The sequence below is a fragment of the Roseateles oligotrophus genome (assembly GCF_025717515.1).
Classification (GTDB): Bacteria; Pseudomonadota; Gammaproteobacteria; order Burkholderiales; family Burkholderiaceae_C; genus Paucibacter_A; species Paucibacter_A oligotrophus.
The window spans coordinates 278,443-304,022 of record NZ_JAJIRN010000002.1; the positions used below are offsets into that span (position 1 = coordinate 278,443).

At 60.5% G+C, this 25,580-nt stretch carries 32 protein-coding genes; 16 read left to right on the plus strand and 16 right to left on the minus strand.

Annotation, left to right across the window (positions count from 1 at the left end; genetic code table 11):
• Window positions 1–8: 8 nt before the first annotated feature.
• From LNV07_RS04465 to LNV07_RS04480, 4 genes are all read right to left on the minus strand, one after another.
• Window positions 9–401, minus strand: coding sequence for a translation initiation factor Sui1 (locus tag LNV07_RS04465; RefSeq protein WP_263569973.1), 393 nt, complete (start codon window positions 399–401; stop codon window positions 9–11).
• Entirely contained in the window at window positions 398–1,324 is a 927-nt protein-coding gene (locus LNV07_RS04470; protein WP_263569974.1) for a tRNA dihydrouridine synthase, read from the minus strand. Before LNV07_RS04470 ends, LNV07_RS04465 begins: the two co-directional genes overlap by 4 nt.
• Before the next feature lie 95 nt (window positions 1,325–1,419).
• Complete coding sequence (locus LNV07_RS04475) at window positions 1,420–1,926, minus strand: M48 metallopeptidase family protein (protein ID WP_263569975.1); 507 nt, start codon at window positions 1,924–1,926, stop codon at window positions 1,420–1,422.
• A 7-nt stretch (window positions 1,927–1,933) separates the two neighbouring features.
• Window positions 1,934–3,799 carry a M3 family metallopeptidase gene (locus LNV07_RS04480; protein ID WP_263569976.1) on the minus strand — a complete coding sequence of 622 codons (1,866 nt, stop codon included), beginning with the start codon at window positions 3,797–3,799 and terminating at the stop codon, window positions 1,934–1,936.
• A gap of 84 nt (window positions 3,800–3,883) precedes the next feature.
• Between LNV07_RS04480 and LNV07_RS04485 the strand changes: the two genes are divergently transcribed.
• Entirely contained in the window at window positions 3,884–4,168 is a 285-nt protein-coding gene (locus LNV07_RS04485) for a 2Fe-2S iron-sulfur cluster-binding protein (protein WP_263569977.1), read from the plus strand.
• Between the two features lie 10 nt (window positions 4,169–4,178).
• On the opposite strand, the gene LNV07_RS04490 is transcribed toward LNV07_RS04485, so the two are convergent.
• The 3 genes from LNV07_RS04490 to LNV07_RS04500 are packed head-to-tail and all read right to left on the minus strand — an operon-like array spanning window position 4,179 to window position 6,786.
• Window positions 4,179–5,327 carry a coiled-coil domain-containing protein gene (locus LNV07_RS04490; RefSeq protein ID WP_263569978.1) on the minus strand — a complete coding sequence of 383 codons (1,149 nt, stop codon included), beginning with the start codon at window positions 5,325–5,327 and terminating at the stop codon, window positions 4,179–4,181.
• A 12-nt stretch (window positions 5,328–5,339) separates the two neighbouring features.
• Entirely contained in the window at window positions 5,340–6,248 is a 909-nt protein-coding gene (locus tag LNV07_RS04495) for a response regulator (protein WP_263569979.1), read from the minus strand.
• 4 nt (window positions 6,249–6,252) lie between these two features.
• Entirely contained in the window at window positions 6,253–6,786 is a 534-nt protein-coding gene (locus LNV07_RS04500) for a chemotaxis protein CheX (protein ID WP_263569980.1), read from the minus strand.
• Window positions 6,787–7,038: 252 nt separating this feature from the next.
• On the opposite strand from LNV07_RS04500, the gene LNV07_RS04505 reads away from it, so the two are divergent.
• Together LNV07_RS04505 and LNV07_RS04510 are read left to right on the plus strand one after the other, a co-directional pair.
• A complete protein-coding gene (locus tag LNV07_RS04505; protein WP_263569981.1) occupies window positions 7,039–7,629 on the plus strand; it encodes a 1-acyl-sn-glycerol-3-phosphate acyltransferase in 591 nt (196 codons plus the stop codon).
• A gap of 19 nt (window positions 7,630–7,648) precedes the next feature.
• Complete coding sequence (locus LNV07_RS04510) at window positions 7,649–7,924, plus strand: VF530 family protein (protein WP_263569982.1); 276 nt, start codon at window positions 7,649–7,651, stop codon at window positions 7,922–7,924.
• A 3-nt stretch (window positions 7,925–7,927) separates the two neighbouring features.
• On the opposite strand, the gene minE is transcribed toward LNV07_RS04510, so the two are convergent.
• From minE to minC, 3 genes are all read right to left on the minus strand, one after another.
• Window positions 7,928–8,185, minus strand: a complete 258-nt coding sequence (gene minE, locus LNV07_RS04515) for a cell division topological specificity factor MinE (RefSeq protein ID WP_263569983.1) — start codon at window positions 8,183–8,185, stop codon at window positions 7,928–7,930.
• Between the two features lie 10 nt (window positions 8,186–8,195).
• On the minus strand, window positions 8,196–9,011 hold the full coding sequence (minD, locus tag LNV07_RS04520) for a septum site-determining protein MinD (RefSeq protein WP_263569984.1): 816 nt from the start codon (window positions 9,009–9,011) through the stop codon (window positions 8,196–8,198).
• A gap of 69 nt (window positions 9,012–9,080) precedes the next feature.
• Window positions 9,081–9,932, minus strand: coding sequence for a septum site-determining protein MinC (gene minC, locus LNV07_RS04525; RefSeq protein ID WP_263569985.1), 852 nt, complete (start codon window positions 9,930–9,932; stop codon window positions 9,081–9,083).
• A 647-nt stretch (window positions 9,933–10,579) separates the two neighbouring features.
• On the opposite strand from minC, the gene LNV07_RS04530 reads away from it, so the two are divergent.
• The 5 genes from LNV07_RS04530 to LNV07_RS04550 all read left to right on the plus strand — a co-directional run bounded on the left by LNV07_RS04530 (window position 10,580) and on the right by LNV07_RS04550 (window position 15,812).
• Window positions 10,580–10,783, plus strand: a complete 204-nt coding sequence (locus LNV07_RS04530; RefSeq protein ID WP_263569986.1) for a hypothetical protein — start codon at window positions 10,580–10,582, stop codon at window positions 10,781–10,783.
• Window positions 10,784–10,945: 162 nt separating this feature from the next.
• Complete coding sequence (gene metG / locus LNV07_RS04535) at window positions 10,946–12,991, plus strand: methionine--tRNA ligase (protein WP_263569987.1); 2,046 nt, start codon at window positions 10,946–10,948, stop codon at window positions 12,989–12,991.
• Window positions 12,992–13,002: 11 nt separating this feature from the next.
• Window positions 13,003–14,685: a SulP family inorganic anion transporter gene (locus LNV07_RS04540; protein WP_263569988.1), complete on the plus strand. Its 1,683-nt coding sequence runs from the start codon at window positions 13,003–13,005 to the stop codon at window positions 14,683–14,685.
• Between the two features lie 32 nt (window positions 14,686–14,717).
• Window positions 14,718–14,915: a DUF3460 family protein gene (locus LNV07_RS04545; RefSeq protein WP_263569989.1), complete on the plus strand. Its 198-nt coding sequence runs from the start codon at window positions 14,718–14,720 to the stop codon at window positions 14,913–14,915.
• A gap of 24 nt (window positions 14,916–14,939) precedes the next feature.
• Window positions 14,940–15,812 (plus strand): segregation and condensation protein A, encoded by an 873-nt coding sequence (locus tag LNV07_RS04550; protein WP_263569990.1) that lies wholly within the window; start codon window positions 14,940–14,942, stop codon window positions 15,810–15,812.
• A gap of 13 nt (window positions 15,813–15,825) precedes the next feature.
• On the opposite strand, the gene LNV07_RS04555 is transcribed toward LNV07_RS04550, so the two are convergent.
• The 3 genes from LNV07_RS04555 to LNV07_RS04565 all read right to left on the minus strand — a co-directional run bounded on the left by LNV07_RS04555 (window position 15,826) and on the right by LNV07_RS04565 (window position 17,765).
• On the minus strand, window positions 15,826–16,569 hold the full coding sequence (locus LNV07_RS04555; RefSeq protein ID WP_263569991.1) for a response regulator: 744 nt from the start codon (window positions 16,567–16,569) through the stop codon (window positions 15,826–15,828).
• A gap of 109 nt (window positions 16,570–16,678) precedes the next feature.
• Window positions 16,679–17,131 carry a MaoC family dehydratase gene (locus LNV07_RS04560; protein WP_263569992.1) on the minus strand — a complete coding sequence of 151 codons (453 nt, stop codon included), beginning with the start codon at window positions 17,129–17,131 and terminating at the stop codon, window positions 16,679–16,681.
• Window positions 17,124–17,765, minus strand: a complete 642-nt coding sequence (locus LNV07_RS04565) for a ParA family protein (RefSeq protein ID WP_263569993.1) — start codon at window positions 17,763–17,765, stop codon at window positions 17,124–17,126. The genes LNV07_RS04560 and LNV07_RS04565 overlap by 8 nt, the downstream gene beginning before the upstream one ends.
• 104 nt (window positions 17,766–17,869) lie before the next feature.
• Here LNV07_RS04565 and LNV07_RS04570 point away from each other — a divergent pair, with 104 nt between their 5' ends.
• A complete protein-coding gene (locus LNV07_RS04570) occupies window positions 17,870–18,301 on the plus strand; it encodes a DUF1841 family protein (protein WP_263569994.1) in 432 nt (143 codons plus the stop codon).
• 45 nt (window positions 18,302–18,346) lie between these two features.
• Here LNV07_RS04570 and LNV07_RS04575 read toward each other — a convergent pair whose 3' ends face one another.
• The 3 genes from LNV07_RS04575 to flgA form a co-directional block, all read right to left on the minus strand.
• Window positions 18,347–18,748, minus strand: coding sequence for a hypothetical protein (locus LNV07_RS04575; RefSeq protein WP_263569995.1), 402 nt, complete (start codon window positions 18,746–18,748; stop codon window positions 18,347–18,349).
• A gap of 104 nt (window positions 18,749–18,852) precedes the next feature.
• Window positions 18,853–19,182, minus strand: a complete 330-nt coding sequence (flgM, locus tag LNV07_RS04580) for a flagellar biosynthesis anti-sigma factor FlgM (protein WP_263569996.1) — start codon at window positions 19,180–19,182, stop codon at window positions 18,853–18,855.
• A gap of 214 nt (window positions 19,183–19,396) precedes the next feature.
• Window positions 19,397–20,026, minus strand: coding sequence for a flagellar basal body P-ring formation chaperone FlgA (gene flgA / locus LNV07_RS04585; RefSeq protein WP_263569997.1), 630 nt, complete (start codon window positions 20,024–20,026; stop codon window positions 19,397–19,399).
• A 311-nt stretch (window positions 20,027–20,337) separates the two neighbouring features.
• Here flgA and flgB point away from each other — a divergent pair, with 311 nt between their 5' ends.
• From flgB to LNV07_RS04620, 7 genes are read left to right on the plus strand one after another with little or no spacing between them, the layout of a single operon-like run.
• Window positions 20,338–20,751, plus strand: a complete 414-nt coding sequence (flgB, locus tag LNV07_RS04590; RefSeq protein WP_263569998.1) for a flagellar basal body rod protein FlgB — start codon at window positions 20,338–20,340, stop codon at window positions 20,749–20,751.
• Window positions 20,752–20,778: 27 nt separating this feature from the next.
• Window positions 20,779–21,195 (plus strand): flagellar basal body rod protein FlgC, encoded by a 417-nt coding sequence (gene flgC, locus LNV07_RS04595; RefSeq protein ID WP_263569999.1) that lies wholly within the window; start codon window positions 20,779–20,781, stop codon window positions 21,193–21,195.
• Window positions 21,196–21,217: 22 nt separating this feature from the next.
• Complete coding sequence (locus LNV07_RS04600) at window positions 21,218–21,862, plus strand: flagellar hook assembly protein FlgD (RefSeq protein WP_263570000.1); 645 nt, start codon at window positions 21,218–21,220, stop codon at window positions 21,860–21,862.
• Window positions 21,863–21,898: 36 nt separating this feature from the next.
• Window positions 21,899–23,260 (plus strand): flagellar hook protein FlgE, encoded by a 1,362-nt coding sequence (gene flgE / locus LNV07_RS04605; protein WP_263570001.1) that lies wholly within the window; start codon window positions 21,899–21,901, stop codon window positions 23,258–23,260.
• A 43-nt stretch (window positions 23,261–23,303) separates the two neighbouring features.
• Window positions 23,304–24,029 carry a flagellar basal-body rod protein FlgF gene (gene flgF / locus LNV07_RS04610; RefSeq protein ID WP_263570002.1) on the plus strand — a complete coding sequence of 242 codons (726 nt, stop codon included), beginning with the start codon at window positions 23,304–23,306 and terminating at the stop codon, window positions 24,027–24,029.
• A 24-nt stretch (window positions 24,030–24,053) separates the two neighbouring features.
• Window positions 24,054–24,836 (plus strand): flagellar basal-body rod protein FlgG, encoded by a 783-nt coding sequence (gene flgG / locus LNV07_RS04615; RefSeq protein WP_263570003.1) that lies wholly within the window; start codon window positions 24,054–24,056, stop codon window positions 24,834–24,836.
• 8 nt (window positions 24,837–24,844) lie between these two features.
• A complete protein-coding gene (locus tag LNV07_RS04620) occupies window positions 24,845–25,543 on the plus strand; it encodes a flagellar basal body L-ring protein FlgH (RefSeq protein WP_263570004.1) in 699 nt (232 codons plus the stop codon).
• Window positions 25,544–25,580 lie beyond the last annotated feature (37 nt).

Genomic DNA, 25,580 nt, shown 5'->3' on the forward strand with positions numbered 1-25,580 from the left:
TCGCCGGCTCAACCACCGGCGCGCTTGACCTGCCATTTGGGCTCTTTCTTCTTCAAGAGCTCGACGACCCGCTCGCAATGATCGCCCTGCACCTCGATCACGCCGTCTTTGACCGTGCCGCCGGAGCCGCAGGCGGTTTTGAGCTCCTTGCCCAAAGCGACCAAGCCTTCGGCGTCCAGCGGCACGCCCTTGACCAGGGTGACGCCCTTGCCGGCGCGGCCCTTGGTCTCACGCGAGACGCGCACGACGCCGTCGCCTTTTGGCAAGACGGGCCGGCCGCAGCGGCAATCGGCCTTGGCCTGGCGGCAGTCCGGGCAGGTGCGGCCCGCATCAGTTGAATAGACCAGGCCTGTCAATGCGCCCAGGGCGCCAAGTCCGGACAATGTTTTGCTTGATTTCATAAGTGCTCCGCTGGCATGCCGAACAATTGCAGATGCAGCTCAAAGGGCGAATTGATGGTGCGTACGCGCAGATAGGCCTCCTCGGCCTCCGGGTAGCGGCGGCGCAAATAATGCAGCCATTGCTTGAGCCGCCCGGCCTGGTGCTTGGGCGGCATATGAATCATCACCTGACCCCAAAAGAGCCGCATCAAGGGCAGCAACTGCGACCAAGTCAAGGCCGCGCTGGCAGGCGCGCAGATCGCCAGCGCCAGCCCCGGATCGGCCACCATGCCGCGACCCAACATCAAAGCGCTGCAGCCGGATTGCTGCAAACAAGCCTGCGCGTCGGCGGCCGTCCAGACCTCGCCATTGGCGACCACCGGCACCGGCACCTGCGTTCGCACCGCGTTGATACGGTCCCAGTAAGCGGGAGGCTTGTAGCCATCCGCCTTGGTGCGGGCATGGATCACCAGCTCCTCGGCGCCGCCGTCCACCATCGCCTGCGCGCATTCGAGCGTGCGCGAATCGTCCATATAGCCCAGCCTCATCTTGACCGACAGCGGCATGCCCGGCGGCATCGCGCGTTTGACCGCGCCGACGATGCGCAGGATCAGCTCGGGCTCATCCAGCAGCACCGCGCCGCCCCGGTGACGATTGACGTTCTTGGCCGGGCAACCGAAATTCAAATCGATGCCGGCCGGTTTCAAGGCCGCCAGCTTGGCCGCGTTCTCGGCCATGCAGACGGGGTCCGAACCCAAAAGCTGCGCGCGCACCGGCACGCCAGCCGGCGTCAGCCCGCCATTCAGCAGCTCGGGCACGATCCGCGTGAAGACGCGGTTAGGCATCAAGCGGTCGGTGATGCGGATGAACTCGGACACGCAGCGATCGATGCCGCCGACGCGCGTCAGCACATCGCGCAGCATATGGTCGAGCAAGCCTTCCATTGGCGCAAGAAGAATGGCCCCTCGCCCACCGGGTACGGCGGTCGATCCCCCGAGGGGATGTGGGTCGGCTTGGGGCGGCCCGGCGCTCGACCCCATCACGCCGCCGCTCCGGCCAGCAAGTCTTGCTGGGTGAGGTACAGGCGCAGATCGAACTCCAGCTGCCCGTAGCCGGGCTCCATATGCTGGCAAAGCTGATAGAAGGCCTTGTTGTGATCAAGCTCCTTAAGATGCGCCAACTCGTGCACGACGATCATTTTGAGGAACTCGGCCGGGGCCTCCTTGAACAGGCCGGCAATGCGGATCTCGCGTTTGCTCTTGAGCTTGCTGCCCTGCACCCGCGACGCCCGCGTGTGGGTGCCCAGCGCATGCTGAATGACCTTCAGCTTGGCATCAAAACAGACCTTGGACAGCGGCTCGGCATTGCGCAAAAAGCGCAGCTTCAAATCCTGCGTGTAGTCGAACAAGGCCTTGTCGCTGCGCACCTCATGGCCCGCCGGATAGCGCCGGGCCAGCAACTCGCCCAAGCGCCCCGCATCAATCAGAGATTGCACTTGCTGCAGAGTTTCGGCGGGATAGCCGGCCAGATACTTCAATGGCTTCACTGAGTCCTTAAGGTGTTGCTGTGGCGTAATTTTCGCCGACCCAGGCCTCAAAGCGCGCGCACATGGCCTCTTCGCCGGCGCTGCTGTCGGCCAGCAACTGATCGCCGTGAACGATGCGGATCTGCGCATCAAGCGCAGCCGGCACCGACTCGGCATAGCACCGCGCCGCCGCCGCTGCCAAGCAGGCCTGCGCCTGCTCCCAGCAAGACTCGACCGACTGATTGCAGGCCTCGGCGAGATAGCGGGCCGAGAAGCCCTCGCCGGTCAGACTGCGCAGCGTCGCGTCATGATCGATGCTGTTGCCGGGCTGCCAGTAATGTTTGGCCAATTCCGGGCCGATCGCCACGTTATCGGTCAAAAACCCATGCTCGCGCAAGAAATGGGCGCGGGTTTGATAGACCGCCATATGCGCCAGCAAATAGCCTTGGTAGCTGGCCGCCGACTCTTGATTGAGCAGATGCGGAATCGCCAACAACGGACGCGGGCTGACGACGCCCAAGACCCGCAACTCTGTCGCACGGGCCAGCGCCAGCACCGCCTCGGCCGTCATTTCCTCGTCGCTCAAGGCATACAGCGCGGCCTCGAAGTAAGGCACAACGGCGATCGAACGCTCATCAAAGGCGCGCATCGGCTGGCTGCTGGCAATGCGGTCGCGGATCAGTTGATCGGGCATCGCCTCGCCGGCGGCATTCTTGGCATAACGTTTGAGCCAATCGGCATCGCCGAGCAGGCTGTCGCAGAACATCGACTGCGTCTCGGCATAGGCCATCGAGGTCGGCGCGAACTCCTGCGAAAAGCAAGGCGAGTTCTGCGCCACATTGGCGAAATGCGCGGCATGGCCGCCCTCATGGAACAAGGTATTGATCGCGCGCAGGCCGCTGCCGACCTGATCGGGCTTGGCCTCGGCGGTGAAATTGATCTGGCCCGGCACCCACTCGCCCTGCTCGTTCACATAGCTCGGGATGGGCCCATGGCAGAAGCCGTTCTGGTACTTGCCCTCGCGCTCCAGCAGGTCTAGCTGCATGGTGGCACCGCGGTACTGAATACCGAGCCGGCGGAACGATTCGACCCAGCGGCGCAGCGCCGGGCCAAAAGGCATGTACTCGTCCATGCGCCGCACCACATCTCCGCTGGAGCGAAAGCGCAGATTCCAGGGTGCCAGCACCTCGGCTCCATGGCTGGCCTGCAGATCGGCCAAGCTGCGGGCATGCGCCGCGTCGGTGCGGGCAACAAAATCGTCCAAGATGGCTTTCAACTGCTCGGGCGTCATGCGCTCGTTCTTGCGCAGCTTCAGCTCAAAATAATTGGCAAAGCCCAAGGCACGTGCAAAGCGGTTGCGCAGCTTGACCAGATCCAGGAAGCCATTGGCCAGCACCCAATGCTCGATCTCCTGAAACGCCGCGAAGGAGCTGCGGCGGCAAGCTTCGAGCGGGTTGGTTGCCAGATTGGTCGCCAGCATGGACAAGGTCGCGACCTCCGACTCGCCATGCTGATTCAGGTGTCGCGGCTGCAACTCGCGCTTCTTGGCGAACAGCGTCGCCTCGGCCTGGATGATGTCGCTCATCAAGGCACGGGCGATGTCGTTGTCGATGATATTGGCCTCAAACAGCGCCAGCCAACCCTTCAGGCCATGCAGCAGCGATGCATCTTGCTCGGCCGCCGGCAGCGCCTGCAACTGCGCGATGTGGGCGCGCGTGTCGCTCAGCTTGATGGGGTCGGAAATGAAATCCTTGTAAGCGCCTTCGGCGCTGGCAAAGCCGGCTTGGTCCGCGCTTGTGGCCATATAGGTGGCCCAGAACAAATCCTCTTTGGTCTTGTGGACCCGGTTGTACTCAAGGTTCAAATGATGAAAAAAATCGCGCGCTGATTGCATGAAACAATGCTCTTGTGGAGTCTGCAAGGGCCGAGAGCATAGCGCCTGCAGGCTTTGCATGGCTTTTCTGGGATGATTCCCGCCATGGCGAAACGTTTTCAAATCACGCTTGCGGGCGAAGCTATCAGTTTCTGGGCCGAGCCCGAGCTGACGATCTTGCGAGCGTCCTTGCGAGGCGGCGGCGGGCTGCTGAGTTCCTGCCGCAGCGGCACTTGCCGTGCTTGCCGCTGCCGGCTGCTGGAGGGCGAAATCAGCTATCTGATTGAATGGCCAGGCCTGAGCGCCGAGGAAAAGGCCGAGGGCTGGATACTGCCCTGCGTCGCCCAGCCGCGCAGCAATCTGCTCCTGCTGAGGCCCGCAGAAGATTAGGCGGGATTATTCAAGCGGTTTTATCGGATGAAGGAGTCAGAGCCGGGATTGGAGGCGGCGCAGCTTCCCCCAAGCCCTGCTCAAGCGCCGCGGCGTCCTCGCGCTGCTTGCGGGTTTCGGCCAGGTAATGCTCTTCTATGAAATTCTTTTCGACCAAGTTGCGGTGCAGTGAGTCCTCCAACTCCTCGACCCGACCGTTCAACTGCTCAATCTCTTTTTCAAGCCGCGAGCGGGCTTCGTCGAGATCGCTTGGATGGGCCGCTTCGGCATCGTCATGTTGCGGCGGATCGGCCGACAGCACTGCCAGATCGCGGCGCAGTTTTTCAATCGTCTCGCCCGCCTCGGCCAGTTGCTCGCGCTGGGCCTTGGCCTCGCGTTCGAGTTTCTTCAGCGCCCCTGGGTCGGCAGCAGCAGCCTCGCCGGCGGACACCGCGACAGTGTCCGGATTCAAGGCCAGGGTCTCCAACTCGCGCTGCAGGCGGGCGGCGGTGCGTTCGGCCCGCTCGGCGCGGGTCTCGGCCATGCCATGCTTCTCCTGCCACTGCTGCATCTGCGTGCGCGCTTGTTCGGCGCGCTGGCGGGCTGCGTTGATCTCGGCCTGATCGTTGAGCGTTTGACTGGTCCGGGACCGAAAGGAATTCAGCAGCCGCGAGCTTTCTTCAAGGCGCTCACGGGCCTGGGCCAACTCGACCTGCACACGGCGGCGCTGCGCCACCATGCGCTCGACCTCATTGCGATGGCTGCGCTTGAGTGCTTCAAGGCTCTCCTCATTCATGTCGCTGGCATGTTCGGGCCAAGGCAGGCGTTCGGACTCTTGCTGCGCGGCAGTACTGCCGGCCTCCATGCCGAAGGTATTGAGCAATTGGCGCATCAGCAAGGGCAGCTCGGTCAAACCGCGCACATCGGCCGGCGACAGATTGCCCGCGGCCACGCCACCACCGGCGCCGAGGCCGCGTTCGGCCACCCGCATCAGTTCATTCGACGCCGACTTCATCGCTCGCCCCGCCTCGCGGGTTTCCCGCAGCGCATTGACGATATGGATATGGTTGCTTTCCTCGTAGCGGGTCATCCGCCAGTAGGTCGCGATGACCACGATGATCACGATCACATTGGCCAAAAACAGCGACAGCGCCGCCAGGCTTTCGAGCGTCAAGTTCATACCGTCAAGCTCCTAAACCCGCACGAAGGCGAGTCGGCCCTCGCCGTAACCCGGCACCGAGAGCCGATAGTCGCTGCGTCCATTGCCGCGCTCCATCAACACGCTCATTTTTTCAAACGGCTTGCTCATCAAATTGGCCACCTTGAGCGCCACCTCGGGCGAGTCCTTTGACTTCAATAAAAGGCCGGCGGCGGAATGCATGAACTGATCGGCAAACTTCATCATCTCGGCCGTCGGCACGCCCGCCTGCATGGCCGCGCGCACCGGAGCGGGCTGCATTTGCGCCCCGCCGCCGCCCAGGATGCAGCAGCAGTTGACATCCAGCACTCCCAGCGCGTGCGGCGACTTATGGCCGGCAGCCACATACATGGCCAGGTTGTGCGGCAGCTTCAGCTCGCTCAGTTGCTGACCCGGCGCTGCAATCAAGCGAAACGGGATGTCATGCAAGAACGACTTGATCAGGTGACTCAGCGCCTCGACCGACTGCAGCGCCGGCGGCGGGCCGGGTGGCGCTTGCAATTCGGCCAGCCGCTCCGCCAGGGCCTTTTGTACCTCGCGCAGCAAGTCCTCGTCCTTGAAGGGCTTGTTGATCACAAACAGCGCGCCATTGCTGCGCGCCTGGTCAAGATGGCGAGCGGCGGTTTCGGTGGTGACAAAACCGACCTTGATCTCATGTCTGCCGATCTGCCGCAAGGTCTGCAGCATTTCCAGGCCGCCGACCTTGGGCATATGCCAATCGGAGATCACCAGATCAGGCTCAAACGACGACACCAAGCGCAGCGCCTGCTCGCCGTCCATCGCCAACTCGACCAGCAAAGGCCCAAGCCCCGCGGTCTGCAAGACCCGCTGGATGATGGCTTGAATAGCCCGGCTGTCATCAACAATCAAAACGCGTAGCGGCGCATGTGTGGCTGTTTGCATAGGTTCAATTCTCGCTAGAAAGGCCGCCCGGATGCCTCGCATCGCCAGGCATGGCCTCATCGGCTTGGGCATGGATATCGGTCAGCATCACCGCCAGACGTTGCGTCTGGTCGGCGGAAACGAAAAGCGCGCGCGGCTCACCCGTACGGCTGGAAACTTGCCACTGCGGCTGGCTGAGCATTTCAGGCAAGCCGAGGCTGGTCAGGCTGTTGTCCTCCAGGCATTGCAGCAAGCAAGCACTGAGGATGTTGCACAGCTCCATGCCGGCGTCTTGCACATCAGCCGGCTGCAGTTGCTCGCGGGGGCAGCCGAACATGGCCGCGGCAAGTGCCTGCGCGTCGGCAGCCCCCAGCATCAGCAAGACCAAAGCATGCGGATGGCTGGAGAAGCCGGTGATGCAGTCGGCAATCGGCAAGGAGAAACAGGCGTCATCGGGCCGCAGGCTGGGCAGGCAAGGCGCCGCCACAAAGGGGCAGGTCTTGCCACTCAGTCCCGCCCACACATTGGCTAGTTTTGTTGCGACGACCGCTGCTTGCACGCGAACACTCCGTGGCGATGCCGCAGTGTGCACGAAATTGGCGGACCGCAATCGCGGAGGAAGCAGGGGCGCATTGAGCAATTCATGCTTTCATGGCGCTTGCGCCCACAAATGCTTGAAAACCGTCAATCTTTCTTGCTGCGCCCGAAAAGCGGGCAGTGGCCCCGGTGGGCGCTGGATAATCCCAGCCTGTTGCGTGGCCAAAGAAGTTTTTCTAGGCCGCGCTGATCTGATTGCCAACAGGCTCGCTTCATGCACCGAACCATTTTCACCACGCCTGTCATCAACAGCTTGCTGCGCGCTGGCTCGCTGGCCTTCCTCAAGCTCAAGGGCTGGAAGATCGATGGCAGCCTGCCGCCCGGCCAAACCAAATGCGTGCTGATCGCCGCACCACACACCAGCAACTGGGATCTTCCGTACACGCTGATGGTTGCCTTTGCCCTGCGGCTAACGCCCTACTGGATGGGCAAGAGCCAGATTTTCCGCTGGCCTTTTGGCGGCCTGATGCGCTGGTTGGGCGGCATCTCGGTGAACCGGGAGCAGTCCACCAATCTGGTCGCCGCGTCCGCTGAGGCGCTGCTGGCGGCCGATGGCCCGGTGCAATTGATCGTGCCGCCGGAAGGCACGCGCAGCAAGACGCGCTACTGGAAAACCGGTTTTTACTGGATCGCCCACACCGCGCAAGTGCCCATCGTGATGGCTTATATGGACTATCCGCGCAAGCTCAGTGGCCTCGGGCCGGTGTTCAAACCTAGCGGCGATATCGATGCCGATATGCTGGCCATCAAGGCCTTTTACGCGCAATTCAAAGGCAAGAACTGGCAACAGTTCGATCACCAATAAGCCCGCCATAAGCGAACAAATGAGCGAACAAAAACAAGTCAAACCGAAAGACCCGCTGCACGGCCTAACGCTGGAAGCCATCGTGACCGCCCTGGTCGACTATTTCGGCTGGGAGGAGCTGGGGCAAAGGATAGAGATTCGATCCTTTGTGATCGACCCCAGCGTGGCCTCAAGCCTGAAGTTCTTGCGCAAGACACCTTGGGCGCGCACCAAGGTGGAGAGCTTGTACTTATTCATGCTGCGCGAACAATCTCGCGAGCAGTCTCGCGAACAAACACGCGGGCAGCGCAACTAAAAATCAACGCCCGTCGGGCATTTCGATCTTCAGCTCCAACACATCCAGATCGCCCTGATGCTCGAGGCTAACCTTGATGTCGTCCGGATCGATCTTCATGTATTTGGAGATTACCACCAACAGCTCGTTCTTGAGCTGAGGCAGGTAGTCCGGGCTGGCGGCGCGGCCATTGCGCTCATGCGCGAGGATCAGCTGCAGGCGCTCTTTGGCGACGTTGGCGGTGGTCTTCTTCTCGCCCAGGAAATATTTCAGAAATCCCATAACTGCCTCCTCACTTGCCGCCGAACAGGCGCTTGAACAAGCTCGGCTTGATCGCCTCGACAAAGCGCATCGGCCGCTCCTCACCCAGGAAGCGGCGGACCACATCCTTATAGGCCTCGGACACATCGCTGCCCTGCATATGGATGGCCGGCGAGCCCTGGTTGGAGGCTTGCAAGACGATCTCGGACTCCGGGATCACGCCGATCAAGGGCGTGCGCAGAATCTCGTGAATATCTTCCAGTGACAGCATGTGGCCGCCCTCAACCCGGTTCGGGTTGTAGCGCGTGATCAGCAGATGCTCCTTGATCGGCTCCTTGCCCTCGATGGCCCGCTTGGTCTTGCTATTGAGCATGCCCAGGATGCGATCGGAGTCGCGCACCGACGAGACTTCCGGGTTGGTCACGACAATCGCTTCGTCGGCGAAATGCATGGCCATCAAGGCACCGGTTTCGATACCGGCCGGCGAGTCACAGATGATGAACTCGAAATCCATCGCCTTGAGTTCTTCCAGCACCCGCTCGACGCCTTCAACCGACAGCGCGTCTTTGTCGCGCGTTTGCGATGCGGCCAGGATGAAGAGCTTGTCCAGTTGCTTGTCCTTGATCAGCGCTTGGCTCAGCTTGATCTCGTCGTTGATGACGTTGATCAGGTCATAGACCACGCGGCGCTCGCAGCCCATGATCAGATCCAGATTGCGCAGGCCGACGTCGAAGTCGATCACGCAGGTCTTGTGTCCCCGCAAGGCCAAGCCGGTTGCGAAGCTGGCACTGGTGGTGGTCTTGCCGACGCCGCCCTTGCCCGAAGTCACCACGACGATTTTTGTCATCGAATCAATTCCCTAAAAAAGACAGTCCACTGAGACCGCGAAGAATTCGCTGCCTCGATTGCATTCATTTCAAAGCTTGAGCGGCTCCATCACCAGCTTTTCGCCTTCCAAGCGTATTTGCGCCGCTTTGCCGAATACCGTGTCGGGCAGCGGATTCTCGGTCGTGCGGTAGGTGCCCGCGATGGCGATCAACTCGGCCTCCATGCTGGTGGCGAAAATCCGCGCTTCGGTGTTGCCCTTGGCGCCTGCAATGGCCTTGCCACGCAGCGGTGCATAGACATGGATGCTGCCATCTGCGATCACCTCGGCACCATGATTGACCAAGGCCAGCACGACCAGATCGCCGCCCTTGGCATAGATCTGCTGGCCCGAGCGCAAAGGCTTGTCGATGATCATGGTCTTGGCCGCCTCGACGGGCACCGCAACTTCACGGACGACCTCGACACGCACCTCTTTGACGACTTCCTGAACCTGAATCTGGACGGCCGCCGCTTGCGTTTGATGGCCATGCGCCATATCGGGTTCGGGCGATTCGGCCAAGCCCAGCGACAAGGCCTGAGCCAATTCGGCCGCCGTCGCACCCAACACGGCCACCGGCTGCATGTTGTAGCGTCGCAACAGCAGCAGCAAGGGCGCAAAATCCAGTTCCGTCGCCGCTTCGTCCTCCAAGCTCATCTGCGCCGGCTCGGATCCGTCAACACCAAGCCTCGGCGCGCTGCGATTCAGATGGGTCAAATCGATCAGCAGCGGCTCGTGGTTGAACAGATCCGGCGTATCACCCAGACGCTCGTGCAGCGCCGTCGCCAGCGCCGACAAATCGGCCGACTTCAAGACCAAGGAGAGCAGGCTCAAAGAGGCGCTCTTCAACTCGAATACATCGGCGATTTTTGACGCCGTCTTACCTTGCTGTGCCTGAGACATCGAGAGCCGCTGTTGTGCAAAGGGCGCGATTTTAGCCGTGCCGCGCGACACCGGCCCTAGGCATTGCCCCCAAGTCGCTCAAACAGACTGCAACAAATTCAGGCAAACCAACAAAATTCCAGCGCAATCAAGCACTTAAACACGCTTTGCTAAGGCGACCCACATGGATATCCACAGCCAATGTGGAAAAAACTGACGCCAAGGCGGCTCGTTTGCCATCGATTTTCGTGACATATGCCACTGCAGGCTTGACTTATCCCCATTTCACGCCAGGGTCAAGTGCAATGGCAGAGATTTTGTAAGGACCTGCAAAGACACCCGGCCATCACGCTAAGTCATTGATTTATATAAGGCTCGCCTCAGTGCTTCGAAAAGAGGCAGGCTAAGCCCAAGCGCCGCGCTTCAAGGGCTTAGCGCCAGCCCGGCGGCCTTGTCCACAAAGTTATCCACAGCAAAGGTGGATAGTCTTTCAAGCCGTTAAAAATCATGGACTTACCCGTCATGCCTAAACTCGAATAGAGCATTCCGCGCTAACTCGAACAGAAGGAAAAGACATTGCCTGCGCGCATCGGCCGAGGGCAAAAAGCCGCGCAGCGGTTACAGTGAAGGCAAATCCGCGCCTCGCGGACTCTTGCAGGAGCACGGCATTGGCCACACCCAACTACTCATACGAAAAACGCCAACGTGAATTGGCCAAGAAGCGCAAGGTCGAAGAAAAGCGCCAACGCAAGGTCAGCAAGGTTGACGGCGACGGTCAACCGACCGAAGGCGGCGAGGCCGGAGAGAGCCCCGACGGCGGCCCATCGGCTGAGCCGGACGGCGGCGACGGCACCCCTCCGACTGCCGCCTGAAGTCTGACTTCAGAGTCGGACCCGCACCGCCCGAGCGCTGGCCGGCGCTGGGTCGGCCGGGTGTTTTGCGAATCGGCCCAAGGTTTGCGCCAGCGCAGGCCCTAAAATGCCGGCCTGCCCGGCACTGCTGCCAGGCACTGTTGCCAGGCCCGCAAACACACCATGACACGTAAGCTCTTCGTCACGACCGCCCTACCCTACGCCAACGGCAACTGCCATATTGGCCACATCATGGAATGGACCCAGGCCGATATCTGGGTGCGCTTCCAACGCATGCGGGGCCAGCATGTGAACTTCGTCTGCGCCGACGACGCGCATGGCGCGCCCATCATGATCGCGGCCGAAAAAGCCGGCATCACGCCGCAAGCTTTCGTCGCCAATATCGCCGCCGGGCGCAAGACCTATATCGACGGTTTCCACATCAGCTTCGACAACTGGCATTCGACCGATGGGCCGGAAAACCACGAACTGAGCCGCGACGTCTACCGCGCGCTGCGCCGCAATGAGTTGATCGACGTGAAGACCATCGATCAGTTCTTTGACCCCGAAAAGCAGATGTTCCTGCCCGACCGGTTCATCAAGGGCGAATGCCCGAAATGCGGCGCCAAGGATCAGTACGGTGACTCCTGCGAGGTCTGCGGCGCGGTCTACACGCCGACCGAGGTGAAGAATCCGTTCTCGGTGCTGTCCGGTGCGACGCCGGTGATGAAGAGTTCCGAGCATTACTTCTTCAAACTCAGCGACCCGCGCTGTGTCGCCTTCCTGGAAGAGTGGACGCAGACTCCGGGGCGCTTGCAGCCCGAGGTGTTCAACAAGATCAAGGAATGGTTCGCCAAGGATGAAGAGGGCAAGGGCGGCCTCGGAGACTGGGACATCAGCCGCGACGCGCCCTATTTCGGCATCGAGATTCCGGACGCGCCGGGCAAGTATTTCTACGTCTGGCTGGACGCGCCGATCGGCTATCTGGCCTCGCTGAAGAATTATTTCGCCAAGACCGGCGGCGACTTTGATGCCTATATGGCCGACGAGACGGTGGAGCAGATTCACTTCATCGGCAAGGACATCACCTATTTCCACACGCTGTTCTGGCCGGCGATGCTGCATTTCAGCGGCCGCAAGACGCCCAACCATGTCTATGTGCATGGCTTCATGACCGTCAACAACGGCGAGAAGATGAGCAAGAGCCGCGGCACCGGCCTCGACCCCTTGAAGTACCTGGGCCTGGGCTTGAACGCCGAATGGCTGCGCTACTACATCGCGGCCAAGCTGAACGCCAAGGTCGAAGACATCGACTTCAATCCGGAAGACTTCTGCGCCCGCATCAACAGCGATCTGGTCGGCAAATACATCAATATCGCCTCGCGCGCGGCCGGCTTCCTGGCCAAGCGTTTTGACGGCCATTTGTCCGGCGACTTGGGCGTCGAGGGCCGCACGCTGCTGGACGGCCTGCGCGCCCAAGCGGCCGCGATTGCCGAGTTATATGAGGAACGCGAGTTCGGCAAGGCGCTGCGCGAGATCATGTTGCTGGCCGACCGGGTCAATGAATATGTGGACCAGAACAAGCCCTGGGATCTGGCCAAGAAGGAAGGCATGGACGCCGTGCTGCATGACGTCTGCAGCGTCTGCATCGAGGCCTTCCGCCTGCTCACGATCTACCTGAAGCCGGTCTTGCCCGAGTTGGCGGCCAAGGTCGAGGCCTTCCTGCGCATCGAGCCCTTGCAGTTTGCCGATGCCGCGCGCGCGATGGGCCCGCACCAGATCGGCGTCTATCAGCATCTGATGCAGCGCGTCGACGCCAAGTTGCTGGAGGCCTTGTTCGAAGCGCCCGAGGCACCCAAGGTGATCCCGGGTGGCGAGGATTTGGCACCGGAAATCAAGATCGATGATTTCTCCAAGGTCGATCTGCGCATTGCCAAGATCGTCAAAGCGGAATCCGTCGAAGGTTCGGACAAGCTCTTGCGCCTGACCTTGGACGCCGGCGAGGGCCGCTTGCGCAATGTCTTCAGCGGCATCAAGAGCGCCTACAAGCCGGAGCAGTTGGAAGGCAAGTTGACCGTGCTGGTGGCCAATCTGGCACCGCGCAAGATGAAGTTCGGCATCAGCGAAGGCATGGTGCTGGCGGCCTCTCACGCCGACGAGAAGAGGCACCCCGGCATCTTCGTGCTGGAGCCCTTCCCAGGCGCGCAACCCGGCATGCGGGTGCGCTGAAACGGCGACCAATGCCAATCAAGCCGGGTCGTTTGCATCGCTTCCGCCCGCGCTCCCTGGCGCTGCTGCAGAGTTATTCAAAGCAGCGCCTAATTGGCGATATCGGCGCCGGTTTGACGGTCGGCATCGTCGCCCTGCCCTTGGCGATTGCGTTTGCGATTGCATCGGGCGTCAAGCCCGAGCAAGGCATCTTCACCGCCATCATTGCCGGTTTCTTGATCTCGGCTTTGGGCGGCTCCAGCGTTCAGATCGGCGGCCCGGCCGGGGCCTTCATCGTCATCATCTACGGCATCGTGCAGCGCTACGGCCTGGCCAACTTGCTGATTGCGACGATCTTGTCGGGTGGCTTGCTCGTTCTGATGGGGGCTTTGAGGCTGGGCGTCCTGGTGCGCTACATCCCGGTCAGCATCGTGATCGGCTTCACCAATGGCATCGCAATTCTGATTGGGCTGTCGCAGCTGAAGGACTTTTTCGGCCTCAAGATCGCCCAAATGCCGGCCGACTTCTTCAGCCAGATTACCGTGCTCAGCGCGCATTGGCGCGAGGCCGAGGCCTGGGCTCCGCTCGTAGGGCTGGCCTGCATCGGCATCGTCATGCTGTGGCCCAAGACCTACGAGATGCAGCGCGACAACCCGTCCTTGCGCGCGCGTACGCAGCGCTGGATGTCACAACTGCCCGGCACCGTGATTGCACTGGTCGGCGCCACTGCCGCCACTTACTGGTTCTCTTTGCCGATCGAGACCATAGGCAGCCGCTTTGGCGGCATCCCGCAGGCGCTGCCCGTCTTCGCCCTGCCCGAATTCAGTTGGGCGACGGTCAAGCTGCTGCTGATCCCGACGCTGACGATTGCCATGCTCGGTGCGATCGAATCCCTGCTCTGCGCGCGCGTGGCCGACAACCTCAGCGAACAACCACGCCATGATCCGAATCAGGAGCTGATGGCTCAGGGCATCGCCAATATCGTGACGCCTTTCTTCGGCGGTATCCCGGCCACAGGCACCATCGCCCGCACCGTCACCAATGTGCGCGCCGGCGCCACCAGCCCGGTCGCCGGCATGGTGCATGCGCTGAGCCTCTTGCTCATCATCTTGCTGGCGGCGCCGCTGGCGGCCCATATCCCCTTGGCGGCACTGGCGGGTATCTTGTTGGTGGTGGCCTGGAATATGGGCGAGTGGCATGAATTCGCCCGCCTGCGTCAATTCAGCCTGCCTTACCGAACAATCTTGCTCGGTACCTTTGTGTTGACCGTGGTGTTTGATTTGACCGTCGCCGTTGAGGTCGGGCTGCTGCTGGCCTGTCTGTTCTTCATTTACCGCATGAGCCAACTCTTTCGCGTCGAGCCCATACAGATGCCCGAGCAGCCTGCCGACACCCAATGCATGAAGCTGTACGGCTCGCTGTTCTTCGGCGCGGTCGGCAAGGTCGAGGATCTGGCCGAGCAATTGAGCGCCGATTGCCGCGTCCTGCTGCTGGACATGCATTTGCTGATTTCCATAGACACCTCGGGGCTGGACGCCTTGCTGCAGCTGCAGCGCGCTCTCGCCCGCCAACAGCGCCGCCTGCTGCTTTGCGGCTTGCAAGATCAAGTGGCCAGCCTGGTTCGCCGCGGCGGCTTGGCCGATGCCTTGGGCGCCGATGGTATTCATGCCGATTTGCAGGCCGGACTGGCCTCCTTAAGGCCGTCCGGCCTGTAAACTCCCCCCTTTCACGCTTTTGACCTTACGCCATGCCATTGTTCTGGAAGCCTTACAAGTCCGAAGTCAGCAACTTCATCGATGCATTGAAGGCCAAGAAGCCGACGCTCGAGCAAGAGCAACGCGACGGGCGCGCCTTGCTGTGGGAAAAGCCGGTTGACCGCGCCGAGCAGGCCGATTTTCGCGCCGCCCGCGTGGCCCAGCAGCCCTACGTCTATCAGACCAAGTAGATATCGGCGCAGCCAAGCAGCTGGATGAGCGCTTTACCGGAAAGCACCGCGCCATTGAGCCTGCCGGTGCTGGATCCCTCGGTGCCCGCCTTGCCGGGCCTGCCCGAGACGGTCGACAGCGTGGCGGTCGCTCGGCTATACGGCGAGCCGCTGTTCCAGATGCCGCTGGATCTGTACATCCCGCCGGACGCTTTAGAGCTTTTCTTGGAGGCCTTTCAAGGGCCGCTGGATCTGCTGATCTACCTGATCCGGCGCCAGAATTTCAATATCCTGGATATCCCGCTGGCCGACGTGACGCGGCAATATCTGAGTTATGTCGACCAACTGCGCAAGCATAATCTGGAGTTGGCGAGCGAATATTTGCTGATGGCGGCGATGCTGATCGAGATCAAATCTCGCATGCTGCTGCCGCCCAAGAAGACCGAAGACGGCTCCGAGCCCGAAGACCCGCGCGCGGAGTTGGTGCGGCGTTTGCTCGAATACGAGCAGATCAAACTGGCCGCGGCTCGCCTAGGGGCGCTGCCGGTCGCCGGGCGCGACTTTCAGCTCGCTCAAGTTCATATCGAGCAGTCGCTGCAGCCACGTTTTCCGGACGTTGATGCGAACGACTTGCGCGATGCCTGGGCCGACATCCTGCGCCGCGCTAAGCTCAATCAGCATCACAAGATCACCCGCGAACAGTTGTCGGTGCGCGAGCACATGAGCATTGTGCTGCGGCGCCTGCAGGGTCAGCGTTTTCTGGAGTTCGAGCATCTGTTTGACGTCAGCCGCGGCCAAGCGGTGCTGGTCGTGACCTTTATCGCGATGCTGGAATTGGCGCGCGAACGGCTGTTGGAAATTACGCAGGCCGAGGCCTTCGCTCCCATCTATGTGCGTTTGGCCTACAGCCCCAGCTGAATTGCGCCGCAACTTATGGCGTGGTGGCCCCGCGCCAGGTTGAAAAAAGCGTTTCCGGCTGGTGTTGCACCATCTGACCGACCGCCAGTACCGCCTGAGTTCGGGAGCCCACGCCGAGTGCTTTCAAAACTGCCGCGACATGATCCTTGACCGTCTCAACGGTGATACCCAGTTCGCGGGCAATGATCTTGTTCGGCTTGCCTTGCAAAAGCAGCGCCAAGACATCGGTTTGACGCGGGGTCAAAGCCAAGCTCTCCAGCCCGGTCGAAACCTGATAGTTCGAAGACATCGCCTGTTGCTGAATCTGCACCAACTTGGCTTGCTTTGACAAAGCCTTGCCACTCAAACTTGGGCTTGTTTCCGCGCCCAAATCCATCGGTGGCACGTAAATCCCCCCCGCCATCACCAGCTTCAAGGCTTGCGACAGCAACTCGGTACCGGCACGTTTGGGCACAAAACCCATCGCACCCTGATCAATCGCTCTGATCACATCACTGGACCGGTCCGAAGCCGAGATGACCACCACCGGCAAGGCCGGATAGGCGGCCCGAAACTCGTCCAGAACATCGAAGCCGCTGGCATCGCCGAGCTGCAAATCAAGCAAAACCAGATCGAAATCGCTATGTTTACCGAGCTCCAAGCGAGCGGCGGCGGCGCTATCGGCACCGATCACCTCGACGCTTTCATCCAGACCTTCAATGACAGTTTTCAGCGCCGACAAGATCAGCGGGTGATCGTCGATGAGCAAGACCTTCATGCTCGCCCTTTCTTGCTTTTTGCCAATGTCTTCATATAGGTCCAAATGATAGGTCAGGTTGGGTGCGTTGCGCTTTGCCCACTTGGGCAATCTGCGCCAAGGCTCACACTTATCTGTAGTGCCGGACCAGTGCCTCGGCAACGCACACCGGCTTGACGGCGCCTTCTCTCTCGACGCTGACCTCGATGTTCAACTGCATGCCGCCTTCGATGGGCTCACAGTCCAAAAGCTTGAAGCGCCCACGCAATAGGCTGCCGACCGGCACCGGCGCTGGAAAACGCACCCGATTGAGCCCGTAGTTCAGCCCCATACGACTCTCGCTCACCCTGAAGGCGGTTTCAAAAAACCGCGGAATCAGACTCAGCGTCAAAAACCCATGCGCGATACAGCCTCCGAAGGGGCCGGCAGCCGCCCGTAGCGGATCGGTATGAATCCATTGTTGGTCATCGCTTGCATCGGCGAAGCGCTGAATACGGGCTTGATCCACCAGAATCCACTCGCTGCAGCCAATCTCCTGCCCTCGCAATTCGGCCAAGTCGAGAAGACGTTCGAACTTACGCATGCCGGCCTTCCAACCATGCCGTCAGCGGCTGCCACTGCGCCAAATCCCGCTCGACCCGACTCTGAGCCACATCCCAGAGCGTCAAGCCGCGCGCCGCCAATTGCACATAGTTCTGCGTGTCGCGCAGCAGGCCCAACACCGGCACCCCCAACTCGCGCAAGAAGTCCTGCAATTGCTGCACCGACAAGGTGCCCTCTTTGGCCCGCATGCCAACAATGGCCAATTGCGGCCGCTTGTCATTGCCACCGTTTTCGGCACGGAGTTCTTGCAGCTTTTGAACGAAATCAAAGGTGGCTTGAATATCGAACAAGCTAGGTTGGAGCGGAATCAGAATTTGGTCTGCCAATTTATACAAAGCCCGCAATTTCTTGCCGCTCAAACCGGCCGGGCTGTCCATCACCACATGGCTGACGCCCTTGGGCGGTTTGACGGTCTGCTCACCGTCAAAGTCCCAGCCCTGGATCAAGGGCAGGTCGGCCGGGCGAAGTGCCAGCCAACGGCGTGCCGACTGCTGCTTGTCCACATCGCCCAACATCACCGCATGACCGCGCCGAGCCAGATAGCCGGCGGTATTGGTAGCGACCGTGCTTTTGCCCACCCCGCCCTTGGGATTGGCGATCAGGATCACAGGCATGACAACAACTCCTTGCTTAGCGTTGGGGCAGGCCATATTAGCCGCCCATTTGCACCGCGGGCGCGTCAAGCGTCAAACGCGCGTCGGCGCTGCGACAATTACTCATGTTTGCCCCATCCCAACTCGACGTCCGGCGCTTTTTTTGCGCCACTTATCGCAAGCTGCGCGACAAGCTGCCCTTGATCCCCATGGAGGCGATTGCCGCCGAATGGATAGACCAACACCCGGAATATCACGCCGAGCTCGCGGATGAGGCAGCGGCCTTGGCTGCCGTCTACAGCGTCGAGGAGGGGCGCACCAATCCGTTTTTGCACCTATCGATGCATCTGACCATCAGCGAGCAGCAATCAATCGACCAGCCGCATGGAGTTCGACAAGCGATCGAGCTGCTGGCCGCGAAACGCAACTCTTTGCACGAAGCCCATCATGTCGCGATGGACTGCCTGGGTGAAATGATCTGGGCATCGCAGCGCAGTGGCTTGCCGCCGGATGGGCACCTTTATCTTGACTGTGTAAGCAAAAAAGCCACGCGCTAGGGCGTGGCTTTTTTGCTTGGCTTTTTGAGCAGGGCGTTTGTTCGCTCAGGCTTGGATAGAGCCGCCCAAGGTCTTGCGCTCGTTCTTGCCAGAGGCCGAATAGAGGCCAGTGTTCTCGCCCGGCATCAGCACATCAATGGCACGATCCAGGGCGGCCGTGGCGCGCGCCAGTGACTCACGCTGCGCAGCCACACGACCGCCGGCCAGCGCCAAACGATGACGCAAATTAGGCGGGACGGAGCCGCTGCGTGCCGCGTCGCTGAAGCGGCTGATGGCTTGCGCCAAGGCCTGGTGCAGTTTGCCTGCATATTGCTCGATGGCGCCGGTGTCACGACGCAGCAAAGCATCGCCGAGCAAATTCAAACAGCTTTCCACCTCCAACAAAGGCTGCTCAAGCTGCAGGCTGACCGCCGCGGCGTTTGGATCTGAGGTGGGCAAAGCTTGCATGACAATCCCCGCCATAAGGCGTTGAGAACGCGCAGGGTCCGCGTTCAGGTCCAAGAGAAAACAGACTCAATCGATACCACCATGGCCAAAGCCATGGCCTCGCCTCAATGCGGCGTCATTCGACCGAGCATTTCCTGTGCATTGGCAATCAATTTCTCGGCAATCACGTTGGCATTAACGGTGAACTTGCCTTCGGTGATGGCCTGAGATATGCGGCCCACCTTCGCTGCATCAAAGCTGCCGTCTTCTGGCACGCCTTGCAGTAGCTGGGTGGCATTACTGGACAACTCAAGCTTGGCGCTCGCTTCGGGAGCTTTTTTGTTCCCGACCGGAGCGCTGCCGCCATTGGCTGATGCCCGCCCCGTTTGGCCCGCAGCGGGTTTGTCTACCCCCACCGGGGCTGACGCGACTTCAGGGCTGTTACCGATCTTCATGGTGTTCTCCATAGACTTGGCAGGGGCCCAAATCTTTCCAGGTTTTGCTCAAACCAGCTCGGCCTTCTTACAAGACCGACCTGTTTTCTTGGTGTATCGACACGGGAAAAGAAAACTTTAGAACTTTCGACAAAAAACCACCCCTGCGTCATGGCGACCGAGCCATGGCGACAAGACTGCCTGTGTACCGGCGACCGGCCTAAAAGATCTGCTTTCATAGCAGCATCTCCACAACCCGATCACCAACCACCCGACCGGAGATGATCCGGCCATTCTCAAAACGAACTTTGACGCTTTGTCCTTCCAGTCCCGCCGTCAATGCCTGGCCTTCCCTGGCAACCGCATAGCCCGAGCCTACGGCCCGCACCATCACGGTATCGCCAGCGGCGAACCATTGCCGCACCTTCAAACTACTGCTGCGCACCGCTTCCCCGGCCGCCAAAGGGCGGCTGAGCGTACGTCCGACCAGACTGTTGGCATCCGAAAATACCGCACCAGTCTCGGCCGCTATATCTATTTCGGCCGAACCGAGCAGAGCTTGAGTGAGCAAGGACCCGGCCGGCAGGGCATCGGCGGCCACCAGCGCGCGAGCATAGACCTTTACTGTCACGGGCAGGCTGACATTCCAGCGTACCGAGCCCGAAAGGCAGCGTAATCCGATACGGGTCCGCCCCCACATCGGCAAACCGGGCGGTAGGTAGGGTTGCACTTGCGCACAGGGGGCGAGTTTGAGTCTTGGGTCAAGCCGCCCTATCTGCACTTCAACTCTTGCCTGCTCCGGCATGCCGACGCGAGCACCGGCCAGCGCGATTTTCTGAACCTCCGAGGTCAACTCGGTGTTCAAGCTGCCCAGGTCCTGCGCCTGAACGGCTGCCCCTAGAGTGCCCAAAGCAAGACCCAAAACACGGGCCACGAGGCAGGTGCTTCTGGGGGAAGGTGGGCGAATCTGGAACATGTCTGAACTTTAGACCCTGCCTAGCGATCGACGTGCGCCGAATTGCGCAGCAAAGCCCTTGCTATTCCCGCTAATGTTTTTAGAAGCCGGCCAACACAATCCGTTCACATCGCCTATTCCCCCGTCCGACCTTCGTCCGGAGCAAGGAATAGACCGCCAAGTGCTCACCTTGAGCCGGCAGCGACAAAGGGGTATTCATCATGCTGAACCGACTTACCGATGCCTTGAACTTCCAAACCCAGGCGCTGACCCTGCGGTCGGAGCGGCAGCGCTTGCTGGCCAGCAATATCGCCAATGCCGACACACCGGGTTTTCAAGCCAAAGACATGGACTTTGCCCGCGCATTGCGTGAAGCCAGCTCCGAGAACGCCCAAGCAGGCGCCCTCAGAACGACGCAAAGCGGTCATATGGCGCCGCCGCCCGGGGCGCGCAGTGAGTCACAAAAACTCTACTCCACCGCAGCCCAAACCAATATGGACAGCAACACGGTGGACATGGATCGCGAGCGCGCCAACTTCGCCGACAACTCGGTCAAGTACGAGGCGACGCTGCGCTTTATCAGCGGTTCGGTGCGCACCGCGCTGGATGCGATGAAGTCTCATAACGCCGCCTGATCCCGTCATTGAGAACAGGAGTACCCCATGTCAATGTTCCAAATATTCAATGTCGCCGGCAGCGCAGTCAGCGCGCAGAGCCAACGCCTCAATGTGGTGGCCAGCAATCTCGCTAACGCCGAGACCGTGGCCGGCCCCGACGGCCAAGCCTACAAGGCACGGCAAGTGGTGTTCCAGACCGCCTTGGTGGGAGCCGGCAACGACCCGGCGAGTGCCGGCGTACGGGTCAGCACCATCAGTGAAGACCAGACACCCGGGCGCCGCGTGCATGACCCCAAGCACCCCAAGGCAGATGCCGAGGGCTATGTGACCTATAGCAATGTCAACACGGTCGAAGAGATGGTCAACATGATTTCGGCCTCGCGCTCTTATCAGAACAATATCGAAGTGATGAGTACGGCCAAGAGTCTGCTGCTCAAAACCCTGCAACTCGGTCAGTCCTAAGGGCTGAAACAGAAAGCACATCATGACAGTCAGCTCAGTCACCAACACGACGATCACTAGTCCGGTAGAAAAGACCGCGACCAAAACCGCGGCCGATACGCAAGACCGGTTCATGAAGTTACTGATCGCTCAAATGAAGAATCAGGACCCGATGAATCCGATGGACAACGCGCAAGTCACCAGCCAGATGGCGCAGATCCAAACGGTCACCGGGGTCAGCACGCTGGACACCAGCATCAAGTCACTGTCATCACAGTTCGTACAGATGCAAGCGCTGCAAAGCGTTTCACTGGTCGGGCGTGACGTTTCCGTCGAAGGCAATCGCCTCGACATGGAAAACGGCATCGGCACCGGCGTCTTCGAGCTTGGATCGCCCGCCGATGCCGTCAAGCTGGAGGTACTTAGCCCCGGTGGCAACGTCATCGATACGGTTCAGCTAGGGGCGCAAGGGTCCGGCAGGCACAACTTCGAATGGTCCGGCGACAAAAGCGATCCGGCCGCAAAGTACAACTTCCGCATCACCGCCACGCAGGGAACTGCCGCCGTGGCCAGCATCCCCTATAGCTTCGACAAAGTGATCGCAGTCAATACAAGCGGGTCCAAGTTGCAACTGCAACTGCAAAACGCCGGCCTGGTTGACTACGGCAGCATCAAGACGATCGATTGATCTTTCTCCTCTCGCTATACAGAACAAGGAACCATCATGAGCTTCCAACAAGGTCTATCCGGTCTCAATGCCGCAGCCAAAAATCTCGACGTTATTGGTAACAATATCGCCAATGCCGGCACCTACGGCGCCAAGTCCTCGCGGGCCGAATTCAAGGAGGTCTATGCGGGGGCCTTGGGCGGTGGCCAAGGCAGCCCCATCGGCATCGGCGTAACGCTGTCAACGGTCGCCCAGCAATTCACTCAGGGCAATGTCACCGCAACCGACAACCCGATGGATTTGGCCATCAATGGTGGCGGCTTTTTCCAAGTCGGCGACGGCAAGAACCCGGTGTCGTATACGCGCAATGGGCAATTCAAAGTCAGCCAGGAGGGCTACATCGTCAATGGCGAAGGGCTCAAGTTGCTCGGCTACCCTGCCGACACGGCCGGCGTCATTCAACCGGGACTGGCCCAAACCCTGCGCCTGCCGACCAGCGGCATCTCACCGCAACCGACCACCGCGGTCAAGATGGAATTCAATCTTGACTCCCGGGCCAGCTTCTCCGGCAAGACCGCTGACCCAGGCATCAACTTGAAGGACGCAAAGACCTATAACAATGCCACGTCGATGACCGCATACGACGCCAAGGGCCAGAGCGTTGCCGTCACCTTCTACTTCCAGAAGGCTCAGCCACTGACCGGCCCTCTGTCCAGCGATCCGACCATCCCTTTGGATCCGCTCGAAACCACCAAGTGGAATGTGTTCGCGACCGCCAACGGTGAGTTCTTCACCAAAGGTGCAGACGGCAACCCTTCCACCATAACGCCGGCCGACCCAGCAGCCGTTCCCCCGACCGTGGCGAGAATGGTTTCGCCCTACACCACGCTCGAGTTTGACCCCAAAGGCGGCAAACCGATTGTTCCAACCAAGGAGTTGCCGCTCTATATCCCGGCGACCGGCAACACCCTGGAGATCGTTGGCGCCTCCTTGAATATGCTGGGCGCGAGTGAAAACGGCTCCGGCTTTGGTGTGACGAATTTGACTCAAGACGGCTACGCCCCCGCTCAATTGACGGGCATCGTGATCGAAGGCACGGGCACCGTCACTGCGCGCTATTCCAATGGTCAATCCAAGCCGGCGGGGCAGGTTGAGTTGGCCAACTTCATCAACCCGCAAGGCCTGCAACCCTTGGGCGGCAACCGCTGGGCGCGCACGCTGACCTCGGGTGAAGCGGTCGTCGGAGTTGCCGGCGATGGCAATCTGGGTCGCATACAGGCCGGCGCATTGGAGGAATCCAATATCGACCTGACAGCGGAATTGGTCAATATGGTGACAGCGCAGCGCGCCTACCAAGCCAGCGCGCAGACCATCAAAACGCAGGATCAGGTTTTGCAGACCATCGTCAACCTGCGCTGATGCAGCGGCAAGCCTAAGCAATTCGGATTGAAGGACAGCCGCCATGGACCGCATGATTTACCTCTCGATGGCCGGAGCCAAGGCCTCGATGCAGCGCCAGGATGTGCTCGCCAACAATCTGGCCAACGTGTCGACCAATGGTTTTCGAGCCGAGTTGCAGGCCTTTCGGTCGGTGCCGGTGAATGGCGACGGCGCCAGTACGCGCGCCTATGCGCTCGAAACCACCACCGGCTACAACCCCGAGGGTGGCCCGGTGCAGGCCACCGGGCGCAATCTGGATGTCGCCATGAAGAACAACGCCTGGCTGGCCGTGCAAGGTCTGGACGGTACCGAGGCCTACACCCGCGCCGGCTCGCTTGACGTCAATGCGGAGGGCTTGCTGGTGCTGCGCAATGGCTTGCAAGTCATTGGAGACGGCGGCCCTATTACCGTGCCGCAGAACACCGAAATCGCCATTGGTACTGACGGCACCATCAGCGCCAAGGACAGCAAAGGCAAAAGCAGCACGGTCGGCAAGCTCAAGCTCGTCACCCCCGAGGCGCCGATGACGCGCGGTGCCGATGGCCTGTTCAGAGCCGCCGAAGGAGACCTGTCCGCGAATGAGACTGCGCGTTTGCAGGACGGCGCACTTGAGGGCTCCAACGTCAGCCCGGTCGAAACCATGGTCGGCATGATTGCCGCCGCTCGCCAGTTCGAACAGCAAATGAAACTGTTGCAGATTGCCCAGACTCAGGGCCAGCAGTCGTCCAAATTGCTGGGCTCCACTTAAAGCCACCCCGAAAGGATAGGCATCATGATTCGCTCCCTCTACATCTCCAAGACCGGCATGGAGGCCCAGCAGACTCAGCTGGACACCATCTCGCAGAATCTGGCCAACGTCTCGACCAATGGCTACAAGCGTTCGCACGCGATTTTTGAGGACTTGATGTATCAAAACCTGCGCCAAAGCGGAGCCAACACGACCGAGCAAACCCAGTTGCCGACCGGTTTGCAAATCGGTCTGGGCGTGCGCCCGGTCGCCACAGCGCGAATCTACAGCCAGGGCAATCTGCAACAAACCACCAACAATCTGGACATCGCCATCAAGGGCAATGGCTTCTTCCAGATTCAGCAACCGGATGGCACCACGGCCTACACGCGCGATGGTTCGTTCCAACTCAACCCCAGCGGCCAAATGGTCAATAACAATGGCTACACGCTGCTCCCCGGCATCACCATACCCAATAATGCGCAAAGCGTAACGGTCGGCAATGACGGTACGGTCAGCATCACGGTGCCGGGGTCGCCGACGCCGCAGACGGTGGGTCAAATCCAATTGGCCAACTTCATCAATCCGGCCGGTTTGGACCCCAAGGGCCAGAACCTCTTTACCGAAACAGCCTCCTCAGGCACGCCCACCAGCGGCTCGCCGACATCGGACGGCTTGGGCGTGTTGCAGCAAGGTTATGTCGAGACCTCCAACGTCAATGTGGTGGAGGAACTGGTGGCGATGATTCAAACCCAGCGCGCCTATGAAATGAACTCCAAGGCGATACAGACCTCGGACCAAATGCTGCAAAAACTCGCTCAGATTTGAGGCCCATCATGATGCCAAAACCATCCCCTAAGCGTTTGTTCACACTGAGCTTCTCGCTCGGTCTGAGCTTCCTTATGTGCGGCTGCAGCACGCTCTACAAAGAACCCCAGGTCGACCTGCAACCGGGCCCGGTTGTGAACTTGCCGTCCTTGCCGCAGAACAGCCCCAGCAACGGCGCCATCTACCAGGCCGGCAACTACCGGCCGCTGTTTGAGGATCACCGCGCACGCATTGCCGGCGACACCTTGATCGTCCAGATCGTCGAGAAGATCAGCGCCAGCCAAAGTTCGACCAGCGCTTTGAACAAGAGCGGAACCATCAGCGCGGAGGTCACGGCCGCGCCCTTCATCAGCCCCAAAGCTTTTGCCCGCGCCTCGACCGCCGGCACCTCGGCCACCACCGCAGCCGGCAAGGGCAGCAACGAGAACTCCAACAACTTCTCCGGCAGCATCACCGCAGTGGTCACGGCCGTGCTGCCCAACGGGCATCTATTGATCAGCGGCGAAAAGCAGATCGGCGTCAACCATAACGTTGATGTTCTGCGTTTTTCGGGCCAGGTTGACCCCCACATGATTACCCAGGGCAACATCATTCCCTCGGCCTCGGTCGCGAACGTGCGGATCGAACAAAAGGGTCGTGGATCGATCTCCGATGCCCATGGAATTGGCTGGTTCTCACGCTTCTTTTTGAACCTTTCGCCGATTTAAGTTTGCGCAGAATCGGTCGTAGAAGTCCCCCTTCACG